Origin of the sequence: Providencia sp. PROV272 (genome assembly GCF_049901975.1) — a bacterium.
Classification (GTDB): Bacteria; Pseudomonadota; Gammaproteobacteria; order Enterobacterales; family Enterobacteriaceae; genus Providencia; species Providencia stuartii.
Map to the genome: position 1 here is coordinate 1,812,600 of NZ_CP096291.1, position 20,215 is coordinate 1,832,814.

Here is a 20,215-nt window from a genome sequence, read left to right on the forward strand (position 1 = left end):
GGTCATGATCTTAGAACGACAGCAACGCTCGGCGATGTGCTTGATTTTCATGAGGCCTATGTCGAGCGTTTGTTGTCTCAGCAGAGGGCAGAAGATGGGAATCGAACAACTTCTAACCATTATCGGTCTTAATGAAGAGCAAGTGGTTAAACTAAAAGGTGTCGTCACTGCCCTCGGCGCGGCGGCGACTTCAACGGCAACAGTTATTGGCCAATTAGGTGAGAAATTAAGTAATGCGGGTTTAACGATTGATAATTTGAAAGCAGTGGTTTCTGGTCTCGTGACGGCTATTGATTTTATGTCGAATAAATTCTTTAGCTTTATTGGTGGCGCGGTAGCAGGGGCGAGAGAGCTCTCTCAGGAAAAAAGTGTGTTATTTACCATTTCTGAGAAAGAATTACAGCAAGCTGATGAATATCAATCAGTCACGAAGAAAACTAGCTTATCAATAGAGTCAATAAAAACGAAACTCGTACTAGGGCTACTCCCTAACTTAACGGAGGTGATTAATCGCTTTAATGAATGGCTAGATGCGAATAAGACACTGATATCAGAGGGATTAACTCAGCTGGTCGTGTGGGGGAGTAAAGGCATACAAGCGATAGGGAATGCGGGTCGTGCCATTAATCTCTTAGTCGAAAAAACCATAGGGTGGAAAGCGGCAATCATTGGCGTTATAGCGGTGTTAGCGGCCTTTAAAAAAGCCGCTTTAATAGCCTTTGCCGCGAACCCTGTCATGTGGGTTGCGGCTGCGGTGGCTGGACTGATGGTGCTGCTCGGGGATCTCATGGCTTATCTAGACGGTGGTGAGTCACAATTTAGTGAGTTTTGGGCGCCAGCCATTGAATGGATACAGTCAGTATTAGCTTGGTGGAATACTTTTTATGCTGAAAATAAACTGATTTTCGATGGCATTGCTCAAGCATGGGCGCTCACTATCGATAGTGCTGTGATGATTTTCCGTGGCTTCTTTAAATATATAGGTAATGCCTTAAAGCTACTCTTTGGCTTATTCAGTGGTAATACGGCGATGATGGGGGAAGCATGGGAGGGCATGACCGAGGGATTGAAGGAGATTTGGGCAGGATTTGAACACTACTTTCATGGTTTTGCCACGGCATTTTTAGCATTATGGCAAGTGCTTATCCAAGGGGTTATTCAGGCTTGGGATGTCATTAAAAATGCAGCGAAAATGGCTTTTGAATGGGTATTGAGTGTTGCAAAAACCTTTATTGATGGTTTAAGTACAGTATTTTTTGCGATTATCGATTACCTATTGGCGCCATTTCAGTCAGCGTTTGATTTGATACAATCGTTATATGAAATATTCACCGACGATTCAACGTCATGGACGGAAAAACTTAATTTAGCATTTGCCGCAATTCAGGAATTCTTAACCGCACCATTTAAAGCGGGATGGGAATTTATTAGAAATCTTTTTGATCTCAGTGATACCGATATTGGCAAGTTTATTAATGATCTTGCGAATACGTTTAATGGGGTGACTGAATTAATTAAAAAGCCTTTCGAGTTGGCATTTAATTGGGTAAACCAAAAGCTTGATGAGTTGACATCGGGTATTATTTCAATATTAAAAGCACTGGGTATTATTGACGATAAATATCAAAGTGAAAAAAAATTAGTACAAATCTCAAATCTTGCTGGCGGCTTAATTAAGCAAAACCTAGCTGATCCCAATTTATCTAATGTCACAACTAGCAATCATAAGAGCATTGTTGTTAACCAAGGGGATGTTAATGTGAAACAAGATATTCATACCATGGATAGCCGACAAGCGGGTGTATTGGCGGTAGAGGGGATCAATCAATATGTTAATGAGATTGCATACCATTCCTTAAAGAGTGCGAATGCTGATTAACCCGCCGTTTTAAAGAATGAGTTGGGTTCAATTCAACTGATAAGGTCACTTAATGTGGCCTTTTTTATTTAGGCAATAGATTATGGATATTACAAGCGGAATATTTACTGGTCGAGCGTCTGTTATTACAAGAACGATTGGTCAGTTTGAACTTGATTGTACGATCCGCGAGACTCATACCTCTGCATTAAGGATCACAAAAAACCCCGTTGAATCGGGGGCTGATATTGCTGATCACGCATTTCTTGAGCCGAAATCACTGAGTATTACGGGAACGGTAGTGGGCTATGAACCTGCGAAATATTTTAATGATTTTTTAGGGTTCGATACCGAGGCTATGGGGGAATACCCTCTGCCGTTAGAAATATCGTCATCAATACGGCAAGCGGAAGCGATGCTGGGGCAATATATAACGATAGGACGGGTGTTAGCCAATAAAGTGCAGAAGGTGATTGCACCTTGGTATCCGGATGTATTGAAACCTTTTGCTGATAGTTCGCAGACATTAGATCGTGCTGGTCGTGCTTATGAATCATTATTGGCAATACAAAAAATGGGGGAGCCGATTGATGTACAAACAGGGCTTCGTTTGTACAAGAATATGATGTTAACCAGTATTGGCGCGACACAGGATAAGCCTGGGGCGGTTGAATTTAGTTTAAATTTAGAGGAAGTGTTTATTGTCGAGAGTCAGACGGTAAAAGGATTACACCCTGATTTAAAACAACAACCTCAAAAAAGTAATATGGGAAGAACTCAGCCTGAGGCCAAATCTGCCCATACTTTCCGTGAAACATTAGGGGGACGTTCATGATTTATGAAATACCCGTATCTAACGAGCCGATCCAAGAGCAATTATTTACCTTATTTGGTAAGGCCTTAAAGCTAACTTTGTACTACAACAAAATTTCAAAAAATTGGCAGTTTGATTTATTCGACATCAATGAGAATAAAGTTATTACACAAATGCAAGGATTAGCTGTTAATGCTCCTTCATTAATAGAGAAAAATCTCCCCTTTATTTTGACGTTAAGTGATAAATCACGTTTTGGTATTAATTCAATATCACAAAGTGAATTAGGTGAAAGGCTTTTGCTCTATATTGTTGATAAAGGATTTTGGTATGAAACAATTAGGCAGACAACTTAAGCTTGTTATTGGTAATGATGATGAATCTTTCGAAATAACACAATTACGCGTCACGTTTGATATCAAAAAAACATTAACACCAGAGCCTAACCCTGCTGTTATCCGTATTTACAACCTTAATGCGTCACATCGAAACTTATTAACCAGCAAGGTATTTAATCGGGCAGCACTTTCGGTTGGTTATGAAGAGCTGCAACTAATTTATGCAGGGGATATTATTGAGGTTAAGGTAACTGAAAGTGCGGAAGATATTATTTGTGAATTAATTTGTGGCGATGGATTTAAGGCTTATACCTGTACGTTAGTTAATAAAACATTATCTTCGGGTAATCGCGATCGTGATATTTTAACAGAAAATGCGCAGGCGATGGATATTGATATTGGTGTTATAGAGTTGCCAAATGATCGTCAACTTCCGCGTGCAAAAGTGATGTTTGGTGATGCAAGGGAATTACTGCATAAAATCGCGAAAAATAACCAGTCAGATTGGTCTATTCAGGATGGACAACTCATGTTATTGCCAAAACAAAAGGTGATAACGGATAACGAAAGTTTTGTTTTATCGCAAGAAACGGGGCTAATTGGTAAACCCGAAAAAAGTGAAGATGGCTTGACGATAACCTGTTTATGTCATCCTACATTAAAAATTGGTGCCCTCATTCGGCTTCAATCCATTACATCTGAATTTAATGGTGACTATAAAATTACGGAGCTAAGTCATACGGGCGATTTTATGGAGAGGGATTGGTATAGCAGGCTCGTTTGTGTTGATGGTACGTTTGATAAGGTGAAACAATGAAACAGCCAACACTTCTTGATGTGATGAATCAACACGCTCAGAACCAGCGCTACGATATTCATACTGCGTTGCCTGGTAAATTACTGTCTTGCAATGGGCATAGTGCGACGGTTGAATTAATGATCAGCCATGTCACTAAAGAGGGAAAAGTGATTGCGTTGCCGCCGTTAGTTGATGTTCCGGTTGGATTTTATCGGGGAGGTGGTTTCTGTGTCACAGTGCCTGTACGTGAGGGGGATGAGGGGCTGGTGATTTTTGCCGAGCGTTGCATTGACGGCTGGTATGTTTCCGGTAAACAGTCGCAACCGCTTGATCACCGTTTTCATGACCTATCCGATGCCTTCTTTTTACCTCAAGGCAGTAGTCAACCCAATAAAATTCCTAATTATTCGAGTGATTCACTATCGCTACAAACGGATGATGGCTCAACGTTTATTCGTATGCAGTCGGGAAAGATCATGATTAAAGGCGATATTGAACACCAAGGTAATTATCAGTTAACAGGTAATGCGTTGATTAAAGGTAACCATTCAGTGAATGGTAATAGTGAATCATCCGGCGGCACACTTAAACATAATGGCAAAAATATTGGCGATACCCACACGCACAGCGGAGTGCAAACGGGAGGAGGCAATACAGGAGGTCCTAACTAATGAAAGTACGTCGGCTTGATGATAACCATGATTGGTGTTTTGGGCGAGGGAGAGCAGATTACAACATTCGCTCGGAAGCTATCGCACAATCGGTGCTAACTCGCCTATTGTCATTGAAACAGGATTGGTTTCTTAATCGCGAACATGGCATTAAATGGTTCGATTATTTACGCAAAAACCCTAATTTGATAGCGATGGAGGCTGAAATAAAAGCGAGTGTATTAAATACGCAAGGGGTTGAGCAAATTACCGAATTTGATATTCAACTCAATCCTGATACAAGGTTGATGGCGATATCAGTCACTTATATTGATATTTACGGCCATAAAAAAGAGGTAATGACAGATGCTCCAAATTACTGAAACGGGCATAGTGATTGATAAGCTGACTGACGTTCACCAACGCTTAACGGAAGGGTTTAAACGTATCTATGGGGATGACATCAATCTGGATGCGGATAGCCCTGACGGCCAAATGATCGGCTTATTTTCTCAAGAGATAGATAATATTAATCAAGCAATTGCCCTGATAGCGCAGATGCTTGACCCCTATAAGGCCATTGGGTCATGGCTAGAACAACGCGCAATGTATGCCGGCATTGTTCGCCGAGGGGCCGATTACAGTTATCTCAATGAGGTGGTGATCACGGGTAAACAGGGCGTTACCGTACATAAAGGGAGCTTATTGTCTGATGATAATCGCACCAAGTGGGTCACATTGGCGGATGTCACGTTAGGGAGTAACGGCTCCGCAAGAGTGGATCTACGAAGTCAGGAGCTTGGCGCTTTTTCGTTGCCAGCAAATCGCCCCTTAACCATGGACACGGTGACCATTGGGGTTGATAGCATCACAACCACAAAAGCGGCAAAAGAGGGCGCTTTTGAGGAAACGGATGGCAATTTGTTATTACGTTTTATGCGTTCGCATGCCATCAATAATCATGATGATTATCAAGGACTAGAAGGCGCTCTGCTTGATTTACCGGATGTAAAACAAGCTAAGGTCTACGAAAACTACACCAATCAAACGGATGAAAAAGGCATTCCACCGCACACATTAAATGCCGTTGTTATTGGTGGCCATGATAATGATATTGGGCGAACGATTTTAAGTAAGAAAGTGGGCGGGTGTGGGGTATTTGGGCGTATCAGTAATACACAAACGTATGCTGGCGCACCGCGAACTGTCTATTTTGATCGCGCCGCTTTGGTGAATGTTAAAGTCAAATTACTACTTGAACGAGTGGGGGCTTCCATGATATCGATACCGATGCCATTAAAGCCGCGTTAGCCGCCACTGAATTTGATATTGGTGAATCGGTTTATGCGATGCGTTTAACTTGCCAAGTAAATGCAGTACAAGGCTTTTATATTAAATCAATTACCGTAAATGGGCGCGATGCTGTTTCAATAGGGGTTCGCCAATGCGCACAAATCAGGCCAGAAGATGTGGAGGTGCTGATTGAGTAAACCACGCGAAGACTTTTTGATTTGGCAGTACCGAGGAAAACCTAAAGCCCGACAAACCGTCGGGCTTTTGCTTTCTGAAACAAAGCAACTCTTTGAATCGGTCATTACGTTATCGACCATTTTAAATATCGACACTGCTACGGGGTATGGACTCGATTTAATCGGCAAACATGTCGGTCTTCATCGGCTCATGAAATCATTGGTGCCGAAAGACTATTTTGGCTTTCGGGGGATTGAAGGCGCGCTAGGCTTCAATATTGGGGCCTTTTATCGTTATGGTGATTCACTCAAAGGATCATCGGTATTGGGGGATGATGATTACCGCTTTTTTATCAAAGCCAAGATCATTAAAAATTACCAAAAACCCGATATCGCCAATATTACCTATTCCTTACGTCACTTATTGGGGGAGCAAGCCTTTATTATCGACAATTATGATATGTCGATGAATGTGGTTATCCCTGCCAATTATTTAACACCGTTTCGGATCCATGCCATCAAAGATCTCGATATTTTATCGAGGCCTATAGGGGTTAATTATCAATATCTCGTTATTACCGATGCACACCCATTTGGTTGGGCGGGGGATCAATCGGCATTTGGTTTTAACGATGGAAAATTCACGAGGTTAATGAATGTCAGTCATTAAAAAGCCAGACTTAAAAATATTCGCGCAAGATGCGAAAACGGGGGAAATTGAAACATTCCCAGATGTATTGCGTGGGTGGGGGATTACTTTAGACAGAACTGCTGGCAAGCCGCCATTGGAATGGTTTAACGCCATAGGTAAGCGTGTTGATGAGTGGTTGATGTATTTGACGCAGCGTGGCGTCGCTGAGTGGGATGCGACGCTATCTTACCCAAAAACGGCCATCGTTCAGTGGAATGGGGTTATCTATGTTTCCAATAAAGAAACCAAAGGTGAGCAACCTGATAAATCGCAAGCTGCATGGTCTACGCTGGGTGTGTTTTTGGGGTTGGGTAATTATTACAACAAGACTGAATCTGACGTCAAGTTTCAACCGAAAGGCAACTATGCCCCTGCTGGTAATTATCAACCAGCGGGAGATTATGCGACAAATACGGCGCTCAATAACGGCCTTGGTAAGAAGTTTGATAAAGCGGGAGGGGTAATCACTGCTAGTGGTCAAGCTATAGCGCTTCGAAATACAGATGACACTCAGCCACATAGTATTGGTTTTCTTGACTCATCGGGTAATCGCCGTGGATTGATTGGTTATACAAACGCGACAAATGATTTTGTGTTGAGTAATACACGTTCCGGAATAACCTTAAAATTAACGGCATGTGGTAAAGCGTTAATTGGTGATAAGGAAATAGCAAGAGCTGGCGATTATGGAATCGGTGCAAATGTAATAACAAGTAATAATTGGGATTTAATTAATAAAACAGGTATCTATACAAATTCATCAAGTGAACAACCAGAATTACCTGTGCGAGCAGGGTATTTATGCTTAATTCACATGCAAACTTCAATTAACGCAACTCAAGTTTGCTTTAGAGCAAATGCTTTACTGCCGCTAACTTATAGGCGTTCTTTTGATAATGGTTCTTGGGGGGAGTGGAAAGTAGATTATAACGAAGCAAATACCGCAGTTGATCGTAATGGTTATTTAAAAGCTTCAGGAACAGCAGAACACCTTAGCGATTGTCGTGTCGGTGTGCCTTTACCGTGGCCTCAAGCAACAGCGCCAGCTGGTTATTTAATTTGTAATGGGCAGTGGTTTAATAAAACGTCATATCCCTTGCTAGCCGCTGCTTATCCATCTGGTCAGCTGCCTGATCTACGTGGTGAGTTTATCCGAGGTCTTGATGCTGGTCGGAATATTGATAATGGGCGAGTAGTTTTATCATTCCAGCGTTGTGCCACAGAACATCACAAACATATTTCAGGATGGGGGGAAGCAAGTAATGCGAATGCAATATTTGGTAAGACTGTTAAAAATGGATACGTAGGTTCAGCTAGTACCGATCGTGATAACTACTTATTTTATACAAATGATGGTTCAGAGTTCCAAGGCAGTAATCCAAATTCTACAGGAATTATGGCAAATGAAACTCGCCCCCGTAACATTGCATTTTTATATATCGTGAGAGCAGCATAATGAAAAACTACAATTTAGAAATTGAACAAGCAGAAATCGGTCAAAATGGTTTAGCAACAAAAGCCGGTTGGATTAAAACGTATATTGCAGACCCGACCACTCGTGAATATCTCAATGCAAATATGGAATATATTTACTTTGATGTCAGCGTGTCCGCGGGAGCTTATACCGATGCACCTGAACTACCAACCAAAACAGGTTTTGCCATTGTGCGTAGTGAAGATGGCTCAAAATGGGAAATTGTGGCTGATTATCGTGGCAAAACAGCGTACAACACAGAGACCCGTCAGCCTGTTGAAGTCGATTTTATGGGCGATTTACCTGAAACACTCACACTTTTAGAGCCAAAAACGGAATTCGATGCATGGAACGGTAAAAAATGGGTCACTGACACAGAAGCCCAAAAAGCCGCATTAATCGCGCAGGCTGAACAGGAGAAATCACAACGACTGGATGAAGCAAATAATATGCTGACTTATCTGCAAGACTCCATCGATACAGGACTGGCAACCGATGAAGAAGCCGCAGCGCTGCAAGCGTGGAAAAAATACCGCGTTTTACTAAATCGTGTTGATACTTCTTTAGCACCTAATATTGAGTGGCCGGAAAAACCGTAATTTTTACTTATCCATAGCCGCTTTATGAAAAGCGGCTATTTTAAAATGCATCGGCTATTCTATTTCATAAAAAGCCTTATTATGTCCTTTTAGTCACATTGAGAGAAGCAGCTTTATTCCTAATATAGGCATTCCGATAAATTATTTTTTATTTATGCGGAGTGTAATGACATGGTAGTGAAAGCCACTGATAAGCCCTTTAAACAAGAATAAACTGGACTTTTTATCAAATACACACTAAATATTTTTATATGTCCACCATACTAGTATTACGCGTATCATTTTCCAGTGATTACCAATTAACAGAGTATTGCTAGTTATTCAATTCATAAAATGGCTGATATATTAATTGATTAGCTGGCTTATTTTATAAATATAGCCTTTCTGCATCATTAGGCCAGTCATCATATAGATGGTCAGTATAAAGTAAAAAGCATTCTGTGATGGCCCTATTAAGTACCTTATGGTGCACAATATCCCCTTCCGTTGAACGAACTTCCCAAATATTGCTTTTATAAAGTTTTGTGACTGTCATTGAACAACCGCCCATCACACTCATCGCTTCTTGAGTATCGTTAATAAGATCAAATAGCTCCCCCATTGAGTCGTAAACCTTCATTGTATCGATATGATAATAGTATTCAGAACCGTTACGTCGAAATCCGCAAGTCACATTAATTTGAAAACTAGTGTAATGGCTATATTTATTGGTTAATTGCTCAAAATCATCCTGATAAAGGTCTTTATTGTTATTTATTTGGGCATTGTGTTGCGCTGCTCGGATATAAGGAGCCTCATCGAACTCAAGTAATGTTGCAGATATCTCTAGGGTTGAGTTCACAATAAAAGCGTATAAAACTGTACCGTAATATTTGCCTTGAGCTGTTTGTACCGTTGCATTTTCTTCTATTTGAAAAGCTTGTTTAGGGTCAAAAGATGCTTTATCGGGGAAAACAGCGCCTATACTTTCTGTTATTTTTATGAGCTGAGCGCCTGTAAGTTGTATCGATGCCCTTAAAGGATCCTTTAAAAAAATACGTATATTGATTATAAAGTTAAGAAGTGATCAGCGATACGTATCACCGTATTTATTCTCCACTGAAAAATAGTGTATTGCGGTAGGAAATAAGTAAATCATCAGATAATTCCTGAAAATATTTCTAATGATATTCAAAAATAATTATCGGCTAATAAAGTTAGGCCTAGTTATTGCTATATCACTTTGAGATTGCTAGAGTCATTTCGCTTAAGCATTTTTATATAAAAGGATATTTTATGGCAAACCGCTCTTACCTTTATAGTATATCTAATCAACCAAGCTCTTATTATGACCGACCAGATATTGCGAATGGACTTTCTGAATGGTCATATGCAATACCAATGACCTATCGTATATTGATGTCTGGAAACCCAAAATTATGTGAGTCACTGCTATATCATGGGTACGATCATGAAGAAGAAGGGGAAAAAACACCTTTTTATGCGTTGACAAGTGATTTTGATATCGGGTTTGCAAGATTAAAGAAATTTTTTACCTCAATTGAACCGTTATTTTTAGAAAATGGTTATGATGCGAGTAAAGAAATCAAAGAAGCCCTTGAATTTTTAGAGCAGCATAAACAGCCATTTTTGCTATTAGAAACGATTGAATTAGATATGATGCTGACGGAAGGAGCGGATAATTTACGTCAAGCAGTTGAAGATGAAATACAAAGATGTTTACTGGTGGGGCGGGGCATTGATGCAATACCAGATGATAAAGAAACGGCAATTGAGGTAATTAAATGGGCAGCATCTGACCCAGAAAATTTATTTTCTGCTATCAATTTTAATAGCGAATGTGACTATGTTGATGCAGGTTATCCGATGGGCTTATCTTATTGGGAATCTAGCCTATATTATAGGATCTTGAATAAAAAAGAGTTCGAAGAAGAGTCATAATACTATTGAAATATCATGCTATTGGGGGATTAATATAGATATTTTCGATACAATCCCCCTATTATCTGCGATTAACGCCGCGTAGCACAGCGTTTTTTATGCTTAACGAAAGATAATTGATAGTGAGTTAACTTTACGATAAAGAGAACAAATAGGCTAAGTCAAATAGCGTTATTGCCTTTGTTTCAATTTCCGATAGATGAATGGGCTATATAAAACGATAGCTAGAATGATATAGCCTAATACCCATTTGAGTTGAAACCCATGAAAATATAGGCCAATAAAAGCAATGAGTAATATTGTAATTCTAATACCGAAAAGTTGAAAAAGATTTAACAAGAGTTCAATACAAAAAGCAAAAAACCTAGCGACGGCCTCGAAAAGAGCATCCATATTTTATCCCTATTCTCCACTGTTTTTATTGGCACTCATGGTACAGCATTAAGTTAAATTATCGTAGTGATAAATTGACACAAAATAATTTATCGGAAAAATGCCAATACCCATAACCTATTATCGGCACTTCTCCTGCGCTGACTTTCTCGCCTTGGTCTTGTATCTATTATTCCCCTTTAATCAGGCGTATCGCTAAATCAGGGCTAAAAACCCCTGCTTTAGGGCCGCCATGGCAATTAGCTGTTGGAGAAAAGTCGCCATCTGATTCCCCCGGTGGCTTTATCCAAGCGATTTTAACGGTTGCTGAAATATCTTTTGGGCCTTCACCTATCTTACGGCCAAGTGGATTGCACCATTGATTTGGCAATGCTGGTGCACCATGACCATTGCGTGAGGTATCAATAATCATATTGGATTTTATCCCTATCAGCGCCATTAAAAATCGATTAATGTCTTCACCATATTTTATAGTGGGCTCGGTCGCATAGTAATTAGAAATATTGAGTGAAAAACCTGATGCATCTTTTATTCCCGCTGCAATGAGTTGTTCTGCCATTGTTTTTGCGGGTTGCCACTTCATATTGCCAGCATCAAGGTATACATGCGCATTAGGACTTCGCGAATTCAGATAATAAGTGCAACGCTCGGTCATGTTAGATGGAAGGACGGTTAGCTACTGATAAGCTATCCTGCTCTTCCGACCAAAGATGAGCGAGTAAGTATGAAGTATCAGCAACTAACCGAAGGACAACGATACCAGATATCGATACTGCGTGAGGATAATTTATCCTGCCATGAGATAGGTATCCGTATCGGTGTAAGCAAGTCCACGGTCTCCCGTGAACTGAGGCGTAACACTTCAGATACTGGTTATAACCCACAACAGGCACACCAGAAGTGCTGTGATAGGCGGCTGTCATCTGCCAAAAGGACAATTCCTCAGCAGACCATAGATTTCGTGATATTTGCTCTGGAGTGGAAGTGGAGTCCTGAGCAAATAAGTGCAATTGGCAGCATTATTGGTCTTAGCGTCAGCCATGAATGGATTTACCAGTATATCTATGCGGATAAGCGTAGCGGTGGCGAGTTGTACAGGCATCTTAGGCAGGGCAAACGGCGATATCGTAAGGGCTACGGGCAGAAACGAGGGCGCATCCCTGATGCGGTATCCATTGAGCTACGGCCGTCAGTCGTCGATGACCGTAGCCGTCTGGGGGACTGGGAGGCCGATTTGGTGCAGGGTAAACAGGGCACTGGTGCTATCGTGACACTGGCAGAACGCAAAAGCCGTATTTACCTGACAAAAAAGGTGTTTTCAAAGGATGCGGTGGAAGTCAGTAAGGCCATTATCTCACTGCTGAGTGAGTATCAGGATGTATGTCACACAATAACGTTCGATAACGGTCTAGAGTTTAGTGAGCACAAGGCGATAGCAGAAGCACTGAACGCAGATACGTACTTTGCCCATCCGTATGCCTCGCATGAGCGTGGGCTGAACGAGAATACGAATGGGTTGTTAAGACAGTTTATCCCGAAAGGAACAGACCTGCGGACAGTGACAGAAGAAGACTTACAACGCTATCAGGGAGCGTTGAACAGCAGGCCACGCAAGTGTCTGGGGTTCAGACAACCTTCGGTGGTGTTTGCGGAGCTAAGAAAGGCGGCTTAGCGTTGCACTTCGGACTTGAATCCGCCCTTTTTATTTTAAATTGAGTCACAGCATATTTGAGTAAATCTGTTCTATCTTTGCGCTGCAATGGCGTTAGGCAACTCATATCCGCTAAGGCGTCAGGCTCTAAAATAATGGTAAGCTCAGTGTTTGAAATTGCTTTTGTTAATTGATTAATCCATGTTCGATATTTTTGGCTATTAGTAGTGTTGCTGGCGGAGGCTTGGCCTGAGCAATCGCGGTTAGGTAGAGCGTATAACACAAACATAAGCTGAGTTTTTTGCTTATCAGCTTGTGAAATATAACTTGTTATTTGCTGGGCTAATTCAGTCTCATTTTCATGGATTTTAGAAAGCCAAATAGCCGTAGGCACAGACGCTATTTTAGCCCGAATAGCCAGTGCTCTGGGATCGCTCTTGTTTTTTTCTACCCACAATGCGGCAGACGAGGTGGGATCAACGAAATACTCAGTTGCCATTAGGTTTCCGGTATAGCAAGCTGTAATTAAGCTTAAGAAAAGTATTTTATACATAAAATCGACTCCGGATTTAATAAGAAAAAATGGCTATTAATTATTAATATTGGTAAATAGCTTAAATTAATTTCTGCCACAGTTAAAACGATATAAATAGATCGTTATTTAACGTGCCATACTAAACCGGATTGAATAATTCAAATTAACAGCGATATGTTAATAAAACAGTAAGTTAGAAAACAAATAATAGAATATATTTATATTATAATTTGAATAAGCTGATTTTTTAACATGCCTAGTCAGTAAAGTAAATATACTTACTCGCTGTTATTAAAAATTGTGTTGTTTATCACGGTTTTACATTAATAATCTAAGATGAAATTTAATCAATATATTAATAAGATCTCAATCGATGTTAGATTATAATTTTTAGGAAATAGATAAAAACACACCGAGTCGTTGCTCGGTGTGTGGAAAGGGATTGTGGATTATCAACCGTTAAAAGGTTTGCTCATACTCACGTGCTTTTTCTTCATCATAATTATGTTCCCACTTGGCAATTACCAAGGCTGCGAGGGCATTACCGACAACGTTTAGTGCAGTTCGAGCCATATCGAGAATACGGTCAACCCCAGCAATAAAGGCTAAGCCCTCCAGTGGAATACCGACACTGCCTAAAGTGGCTAAGAGAACGACGAAGGAGACACCAGGTACGCCTGCAATACCTTTAGAGGTGATCATTAAGGTAAATACAAGGATAAGCTCCTGACCAATAGACAGTTCAATTCCATAGAGCTGAGCAATAAAGATGGCGGCAATACTTTGGTAGAGTGTTGAGCCATCGAGGTTAAATGAGTAGCCAATTGGTATAACGAAACTGGTTACTGATTTAGGTGCACCGTATTTTTCCATTTTATCCATGATACGTGGAAGCACGGTTTCAGAGCTTGCGGTGGAGTAGGCTAAAAGTAGCTCGTCTTTTAAAATTTTCATTAAGGTGAAAATATTAATTTTGCAATAACGAGCGACAATGCCAAGTACCACAATGGCAAAGAACAAAATTGCACAGTGAACCAGAATCACTAATTTTAGTAGTGGTACTAAAGAGGTAAAACCAAAGTTGGCGACAGTCACGGAGATCAGTGCAAAAACCCCGATAGGGGCATACAACATGATCATATTAGTGACGCGGAACATGGTTTCAGAAAAGGTTTGCAAAACGTCTAATAATGGTTGCTTCTTCTCTTTAGGTAATGAGGAGAGGCCCAAACCAAACAGGACGGCAAAGAAAATGACGGGTAGCATTTCCCCACTGGCCATAGAGGCAAAAATATTGCTCGGCACCATGGTTAAAATGGTATTGATAATACCCGAAGGGTGGCTTTCAACTTCTTGGGTGGTTTTTTCATATTGGGAGATATCAACTTGTGTCAACTGTGACATGTCAATACCAACACCAGGTTGGAAGATATTGGCGAAGCTTATCCCGACAACGATTGCAATAGTGGTGATAATTTCAAAATAGAGGATGGTTTTAAACCCGAGTGACCCAAGTTGTTTCGTATTTCCTACCCCCGCGATACCGACAATTAATGTTGAAATTACAATCGGAACAACGATCATTTTAATTAATTGTATAAATATTTTACCCGCGGGTGATAGAACATTAACGATTAACCAATCTTTATATTCTACGCTTTCATGCAAAAAAGCGCCTACGATAACACCTAAAATCAGTGCGACTAAAATTTGCCATCCTAGGCCAAATTTAAATGGTTTTTTTGTCGAAATGTGGTTTGAAGTCATAATGAAATCTCAAATATATTAATAATTTTTATGTTTGTACTTTTTCTATCGCAATTTTTATAGCGAATATTCGTTAAAACTACAACTGTTAGATCGTAAATATTGAGTTGTTTAGTCGATTAATTGAGCATGGCAATCATTATTTATCGTTGATTTGTATTAAATTGTAATAATTCTTTTCATAATTGATTTGCCACGGTGGAGTAAGAATGGGCTTGGTAGTTAAATGCTTAACCATCAATATTAATTAATTGTTTTCGTGGTGTAACTAAAATGTTAAATGCTGAGTGAGGATCATTCTAAATAAAACGAATGAATAGATTGTTTCTATTTATCTATTTAATGGATAAGGAAAATAAGTTATAGGCAGAAAAAGGCAATTATAAAAAACTAATTTTTTAAAATAATGTAAAATCTAAGTCAAGGAATTGTGTGATAGAGGCACTTGATCAACAGGGGAGGATGGAGTACCTATTGTATGAGAAAGAAACATAATAGATTATTGATTGAGCTTTGATTAGCCCTGATATGGGTTGACAACTTTTCGGGTGCTGTTTAGAACTTCATTGGGCATTTAGCACCACTGAGATTATGTGTATTTTATTCATTGGGAAATTTTAAGATTAATTGGTGATGGTACTTGGTATGTTTAATCGAATTAACATTTTTATCTTCTCGATAGTATTACTTCCACTAATAGGCATAGCTAATGGGCATGTTAACGACAATTCTAGGACAAATAATGTTTCATCAACTGCAAGTTCAGGGTTATCTCCCGAAGAAGTTGTTGTGAATTTTTATGAAGGCTATTTCAAAAATATAAATGAAGAAAGTCTAGTGGAGAACTATGTAACCCCTGAATTAGCATTAAAATTATACTATTCGTCAATATGTCACTATGATTCGGATGTAGATGAAAAAGAGTTGGAAAAAATTTGTAAAAAAGAACAAGAGTGCAGAAAAAATAGAGGGAATATTGTTTGTAACTGGGATGGAACTTGGATTGAGACAGATGTTAATTATTTTATAAAATCTCAGGATAATTATCCCTCTTGGGAAAAAAGTATAAAGATATTGAAAATTAAGCAAACTGATGCTTACTCAAAAATAAGTTTAATTTTAGGTGACGGCACTGAGCCAAAATTAAATTTACAGATTATCTTAGTTAAGCAGGGAAGTAACTGGAAAATAAATCGAGTTACGAAAGTTTAAAGAAAAGAAAGGGGAAGTTATACATGGAAAAACAAAAGCAATCTAGAAATAAAAATAAATCATGATATGGAAGAAATAATATATACATTAAAGCCAAGTGAGGGTAGTATGGTACTCTTATCGGTATATGAGGCGGGCTATTAATAAAATGAATTATAAATTGTCAATTTTATTTTTATTCAGCAGCATGACATTTGCAATGGATAACAATATCTTAAGTGCTGGCTTCTTATCCTATTTTCCTAATGAAATCATACTGTATTCAACTGAAAGTAATTTAAACAACAAAACGGTCACGGTTTGTATAAATAATGAACGCAATAATAAAGTCAAGTGTTACCATATGAATGGGCGTGACTTTCAAAAGACTGAAAAAGGTAATGATGGATATAACTCGATAAATAGCGATTTATTACTTAAATATAGTTACAAAAAAGAATTGCATGATAACAATAATGGTCTGTTTTTTGCTTTTATTTATGACGAAAACAATAAGATGAATATTCATTTTACAGCCCAAGATGCATCAAATTTCACTGTAAGTTACAGTCATCACACTTTAAATCTTGCGACTTGTTTAAGTACTGAAGGGCTTTATTTTTATGATAAAATAAACTTTAAAGCGGCGGATTCAAGTCCGAAGTGCAACGCTAAGCCGCCTTTCTTAGCTCCGCAAACACCACCGAAGGTTGTCTGAACCCCAGACACTTGCGTGGCCTGCTGTTCAACGCTCCCTGATAGCGTTGTAAGTCTTCTTCTGTCACTGTCCGCAGGTCTGTTCCTTTCGGGATAAACTGTCTTAACAACCCATTCGTATTCTCGTTCAGCCCACGCTCATGCGAGGCATACGGATGGGCAAAGTACGTATCTGCGTTCAGTGCTTCTGCTATCGCCTTGTGCTCACTAAACTCTAGACCGTTATCGAACGTTATTGTGTGACATACATCCTGATACTCACTCAGCAGTGAGATAATGGCCTTACTGACTTCCACCGCATCCTTTGAAAACACCTTTTTTGTCAGGTAAATACGGCTTTTGCGTTCTGCCAGTGTCACGATAGCACCAGTGCCCTGTTTACCCTGCACCAAATCGGCCTCCCAGTCCCCCAGACGGCTACGGTCATCGACGACTGACGGCCGTAGCTCAATGGATACCGCATCAGGGATGCGCCCTCGTTTCTGCCCGTAGCCCTTACGATATCGCCGTTTGCCCTGCCTAAGATGCCTGTACAACTCGCCACCGCTACGCTTATCCGCATAGATATACTGGTAAATCCATTCATGGCTGACGCTAAGACCAATAATGCTGCCAATTGCACTTATTTGCTCAGGACTCCACTTCCACTCCAGAGCAAATATCACGAAATCTATGGTCTGCTGAGGAATTGTCCTTTTGGCAGATGACAGCCGCCTATCACAGCACTTCTGGTGTGCCTGTTGTGGGTTATAACCAGTATCTGAAGTGTTACGCCTCAGTTCACGGGAGACCGTGGACTTGCTTACACCGATACGGATACCTATCTCATGGCAGGATAAATTATCCTCACGCAGTATCGATATCTGGTATCGTTGTCCTTCGGTTAGTTGCTGATACTTCATACTTACTCGCTCATCTTTGGTCGGAAGAGCAGGATAGCTTATCAGTAGCTAACCGTCCTTCCATCTAACATGACCGAGCGTTGCACTTATTATCTGAATTCGCGAGCTCTTAAACTATATTACTCTCTCGGTTATGGCGTTGAAAGTAACTGTCCTGAATACTTATATTCAGAACAATAAAATAAGACGCTGAATATCCAAATTTTACTTCGTCCTAGTAAGGTATCTATACGAGCAAAAAGTAAAAGCAGCAAGCGATATCTCATTAGCGTTATAGATAAAAATTAATTTATCTTCTTTTATGCTGCTTGATGTAGCTAAAATTATGTACAAGAGGAAATACAGATTAAAAGTCAATTTAACTCGTTATTTTAGGTGCATGAGATGGTGAGCCCTCTAATAACCTGTGATTCTATTTTTTAAGTACTATTCGATTGTTAATCATACAAAGTTTGTAGGGATAATATACTTTATTTAACGGATTATTAGATCAATTTAATAACTAAAAAGAACTTGAAATATAATAATATCATTGGATATGCATACAATTTATTTTGTGTGACTATATATTGAATGCTTAACTTAATTTCAAAATATGACATGTAAAAGATTGAGTTTAATATTATAGGTAAGCTCACCCATCTGATCTCATTCGTGCGAATGTAAGAATACATGAAATCAGGATCAGTATGATGCTTACACCATACTGATAAATCATGATTTGCAATCAAATGATGATTTTTTTCTTTATAAATCGTTAACCTCCGCTTGGCTCCTCGCCTTCAGTGTCTTGCCAATCTATTTGTTTTTTTTGCTGTATTGAAAGAGGAAGAGCTTCTCCAGCTGTTTTAGTCAGCTTTGCTCGGCGGATTCAAGTCCGAAGTGCAACGCTAAGCCGCCTTTCTTAGCTCCGCAAACACCACCGAAGGTTGTCTGAACCCCAGACACTTGCGTGGCCTGCTGTTCAACGCTCCCTGATAGCGTTGTAAGTCTTCTTCTGTCACTGTCCGCAGGTCTGTTCCTTTCGGGATAAACTGTCTTAACAACCCATTCGTATTCTCGTTCAGCCCACGCTCATGCGAGGCATACGGATGGGCAAAGTACGTATCTGCGTTCAGTGCTTCTGCTATCGCCTTGTGCTCACTAAACTCTAGACCGTTATCGAACGTTATTGTGTGACATACATCCTGATACTCACTCAGCAGTGAGATAATGGCCTTACTGACTTCCACCGCATCCTTTGAAAACACCTTTTTTGTCAGGTAAATACGGCTTTTGCGTTCTGCCAGTGTCACGATAGCACCAGTGCCCTGTTTACCCTGCACCAAATCGGCCTCCCAGTCCCCCAGACGGCTACGGTCATCGACGACTGACGGCCGTAGCTCAATGGATACCGCATCAGGGATGCGCCCTCGTTTCTGCCCGTAGCCCTTACGATATCGCCGTTTGCCCTGCCTAAGATGCCTGTACAACTCGCCACCGCTACGCTTATCCGCATAGATATACTGGTAAATCCATTCATGGCTGACGCTAAGACCAATAATGCTGCCAATTGCACTTATTTGCTCAGGACTCCACTTCCACTCCAGAGCAAATATCACGAAATCTATGGTCTGCTGAGGAATTGTCCTTTTGGCAGATGACAGCCGCCTATCACAGCACTTCTGGTGTGCCTGTTGTGGGTTATAACCAGTATCTGAAGTGTTACGCCTCAGTTCACGGGAGACCGTGGACTTGCTTACACCGATACGGATACCTATCTCATGGCAGGATAAATTATCCTCACGCAGTATCGATATCTGGTATCGTTGTCCTTCGGTTAGTTGCTGATACTTCATACTTACTCGCTCATCTTTGGTCGGAAGAGCAGGATAGCTTATCAGTAGCTAACCGTCCTTCCATCTAACATGACCGAGCGTTGCACTTATTATCTGAATTCGCGCTCCTTGCATATTAGCTAAGGTAAATATGCAATTATTAAATTCAGCTAGCCTTAAGTCGGAACCGGATAAGTTACACTCTGTAAAATTTGTATTTTCATAAATAGACGCACGAAGATCCGCACCTGCTAGATTAGCGCGTGTAAAATTGACGCTTATAAAATCATTCCAACACATATTTGACTCAGCTAAGTCAGTGTCTGTGAAGTTACAGCCGACTATTTCTGAACGAGAAAAAAATGTCCTTCTCATGTCTAAGGCGCTTAGGTCTAGGTCTTCTATGCCCATTCGAAAAATACTGAATCCACATGGATCAGGATCATCAAACTTGGGCATAGCCTCAGGAAGTCGTGGAGATTGGTCATCATAAATTAAGCCTAATTCCCGCAAGGTATTTATAGTTTCATCGAATGTTTTCTTCATGTAATTTTTCCTTGAAAACAAAGTTAAACAAATAAGAATTAGAAAGAGCGTAGTCTCAAGCAC

Annotated in this window: 22 protein-coding genes; 15 read left to right on the top strand and 7 right to left on the bottom strand. The window is 40.1% G+C overall.

The window, feature by feature from the left end; all coding sequences use genetic code 11:
* Positions 1-94 precede the first annotated feature (94 nt).
* The 11 genes from M1E93_RS08145 to M1E93_RS08195 all read left to right on the top strand — a co-directional run bounded on the left by M1E93_RS08145 (position 95) and on the right by M1E93_RS08195 (position 8,692).
* The gene (locus tag M1E93_RS08145; RefSeq protein WP_104873565.1) at positions 95-1,879 is read left to right on the top strand and encodes a hypothetical protein; all 1,785 of its coding nucleotides are present in this window, start codon (positions 95-97) and stop codon (positions 1,877-1,879) included.
* An 82-nt stretch (positions 1,880-1,961) separates the two neighbouring features.
* Positions 1,962-2,693, top strand: a complete 732-nt coding sequence (locus tag M1E93_RS08150; protein WP_053110979.1) for a phage baseplate protein — start codon at positions 1,962-1,964, stop codon at positions 2,691-2,693.
* Entirely contained in the window at positions 2,690-3,028 is a 339-nt protein-coding gene (locus tag M1E93_RS08155; RefSeq protein ID WP_036940883.1) for a phage baseplate plug family protein, read from the top strand. The genes M1E93_RS08150 and M1E93_RS08155 overlap by 4 nt, the downstream gene beginning before the upstream one ends.
* On the top strand, positions 3,003-3,827 hold the full coding sequence (locus tag M1E93_RS08160; protein WP_040133272.1) for a phage protein: 825 nt from the start codon (positions 3,003-3,005) through the stop codon (positions 3,825-3,827). Before M1E93_RS08155 ends, M1E93_RS08160 begins: the two co-directional genes overlap by 26 nt.
* Entirely contained in the window at positions 3,824-4,480 is a 657-nt protein-coding gene (locus M1E93_RS08165; RefSeq protein ID WP_014656228.1) for a Gp138 family membrane-puncturing spike protein, read from the top strand. The genes M1E93_RS08160 and M1E93_RS08165 overlap by 4 nt, the downstream gene beginning before the upstream one ends.
* Entirely contained in the window at positions 4,480-4,842 is a 363-nt protein-coding gene (locus M1E93_RS08170) for a hypothetical protein (protein ID WP_004920995.1), read from the top strand. The genes M1E93_RS08165 and M1E93_RS08170 overlap by 1 nt, the downstream gene beginning before the upstream one ends.
* Positions 4,826-5,770, top strand: a complete 945-nt coding sequence (locus tag M1E93_RS08175) for a baseplate J/gp47 family protein (protein ID WP_426207259.1) — start codon at positions 4,826-4,828, stop codon at positions 5,768-5,770. The genes M1E93_RS08170 and M1E93_RS08175 overlap by 17 nt, the downstream gene beginning before the upstream one ends.
* 38 nt (positions 5,771-5,808) lie before the next feature.
* A complete protein-coding gene (locus tag M1E93_RS08180) occupies positions 5,809-5,949 on the top strand; it encodes a hypothetical protein (RefSeq protein ID WP_426207260.1) in 141 nt (46 codons plus the stop codon).
* Positions 5,942-6,598, top strand: coding sequence for a DUF2612 domain-containing protein (locus M1E93_RS08185; protein WP_104873564.1), 657 nt, complete (start codon positions 5,942-5,944; stop codon positions 6,596-6,598). Before M1E93_RS08180 ends, M1E93_RS08185 begins: the two co-directional genes overlap by 8 nt.
* Positions 6,585-8,075 carry a tail fiber protein gene (locus M1E93_RS08190; protein ID WP_104873563.1) on the top strand — a complete coding sequence of 497 codons (1,491 nt, stop codon included), beginning with the start codon at positions 6,585-6,587 and terminating at the stop codon, positions 8,073-8,075. Before M1E93_RS08185 ends, M1E93_RS08190 begins: the two co-directional genes overlap by 14 nt.
* The gene (locus M1E93_RS08195; RefSeq protein WP_104873562.1) at positions 8,075-8,692 is read left to right on the top strand and encodes a tail fiber assembly protein; all 618 of its coding nucleotides are present in this window, start codon (positions 8,075-8,077) and stop codon (positions 8,690-8,692) included. The genes M1E93_RS08190 and M1E93_RS08195 overlap by 1 nt, the downstream gene beginning before the upstream one ends.
* 367 nt (positions 8,693-9,059) lie before the next feature.
* Here the strand turns inward: M1E93_RS08195 and M1E93_RS08200 are convergent, their stop codons facing one another.
* Complete coding sequence (locus M1E93_RS08200) at positions 9,060-9,533, bottom strand: hypothetical protein (protein WP_004920986.1); 474 nt, start codon at positions 9,531-9,533, stop codon at positions 9,060-9,062.
* Positions 9,534-9,967: 434 nt separating this feature from the next.
* On the opposite strand from M1E93_RS08200, the gene M1E93_RS08205 reads away from it, so the two are divergent.
* Positions 9,968-10,633, top strand: coding sequence for a hypothetical protein (locus M1E93_RS08205; RefSeq protein ID WP_014656221.1), 666 nt, complete (start codon positions 9,968-9,970; stop codon positions 10,631-10,633).
* Positions 10,634-11,195: 562 nt separating this feature from the next.
* Here the strand turns inward: M1E93_RS08205 and M1E93_RS08210 are convergent.
* A complete protein-coding gene (locus M1E93_RS08210) occupies positions 11,196-11,681 on the bottom strand; it encodes a glycoside hydrolase family 6 protein (RefSeq protein WP_426207261.1) in 486 nt (161 codons plus the stop codon).
* A gap of 69 nt (positions 11,682-11,750) precedes the next feature.
* Here M1E93_RS08210 and M1E93_RS08215 point away from each other — a divergent pair, with 69 nt between their 5' ends.
* Entirely contained in the window at positions 11,751-12,698 is a 948-nt protein-coding gene (locus tag M1E93_RS08215) for an IS30 family transposase (protein ID WP_140035165.1), read from the top strand.
* On the opposite strand, the gene M1E93_RS08220 is transcribed toward M1E93_RS08215, so the two are convergent.
* Positions 12,652-13,230, bottom strand: a complete 579-nt coding sequence (locus M1E93_RS08220) for a glycoside hydrolase family 6 protein (RefSeq protein WP_426207262.1) — start codon at positions 13,228-13,230, stop codon at positions 12,652-12,654. The two genes, M1E93_RS08215 and M1E93_RS08220, sit on opposite strands and share 47 nt — an antisense overlap.
* A gap of 441 nt (positions 13,231-13,671) precedes the next feature.
* A complete protein-coding gene (gene gltP, locus M1E93_RS08225; protein WP_004920976.1) occupies positions 13,672-14,979 on the bottom strand; it encodes a glutamate/aspartate:proton symporter GltP in 1,308 nt (435 codons plus the stop codon).
* Between the two features lie 645 nt (positions 14,980-15,624).
* On the opposite strand from gltP, the gene M1E93_RS08230 reads away from it, so the two are divergent.
* Positions 15,625-16,191 (top strand): DUF3828 domain-containing protein, encoded by a 567-nt coding sequence (locus M1E93_RS08230; RefSeq protein ID WP_232006106.1) that lies wholly within the window; start codon positions 15,625-15,627, stop codon positions 16,189-16,191.
* Positions 16,192-16,339: 148 nt separating this feature from the next.
* Positions 16,340-16,888 (top strand): hypothetical protein, encoded by a 549-nt coding sequence (locus M1E93_RS08235; RefSeq protein ID WP_426207263.1) that lies wholly within the window; start codon positions 16,340-16,342, stop codon positions 16,886-16,888.
* Here M1E93_RS08235 and M1E93_RS08240 read toward each other — a convergent pair.
* The 3 genes from M1E93_RS08240 to M1E93_RS08250 all read right to left on the bottom strand — a co-directional run bounded on the left by M1E93_RS08240 (position 16,842) and on the right by M1E93_RS08250 (position 20,152).
* Positions 16,842-17,789, bottom strand: coding sequence for an IS30 family transposase (locus M1E93_RS08240; protein ID WP_140035165.1), 948 nt, complete (start codon positions 17,787-17,789; stop codon positions 16,842-16,844). The two genes, M1E93_RS08235 and M1E93_RS08240, sit on opposite strands and share 47 nt — an antisense overlap.
* Before the next feature lie 890 nt (positions 17,790-18,679).
* Complete coding sequence (locus M1E93_RS08245; protein WP_140035165.1) at positions 18,680-19,627, bottom strand: IS30 family transposase; 948 nt, start codon at positions 19,625-19,627, stop codon at positions 18,680-18,682.
* A gap of 48 nt (positions 19,628-19,675) precedes the next feature.
* Positions 19,676-20,152: a pentapeptide repeat-containing protein gene (locus M1E93_RS08250; RefSeq protein ID WP_426207264.1), complete on the bottom strand. Its 477-nt coding sequence runs from the start codon at positions 20,150-20,152 to the stop codon at positions 19,676-19,678.
* Positions 20,153-20,215: the final 63 nt, after the last annotated feature.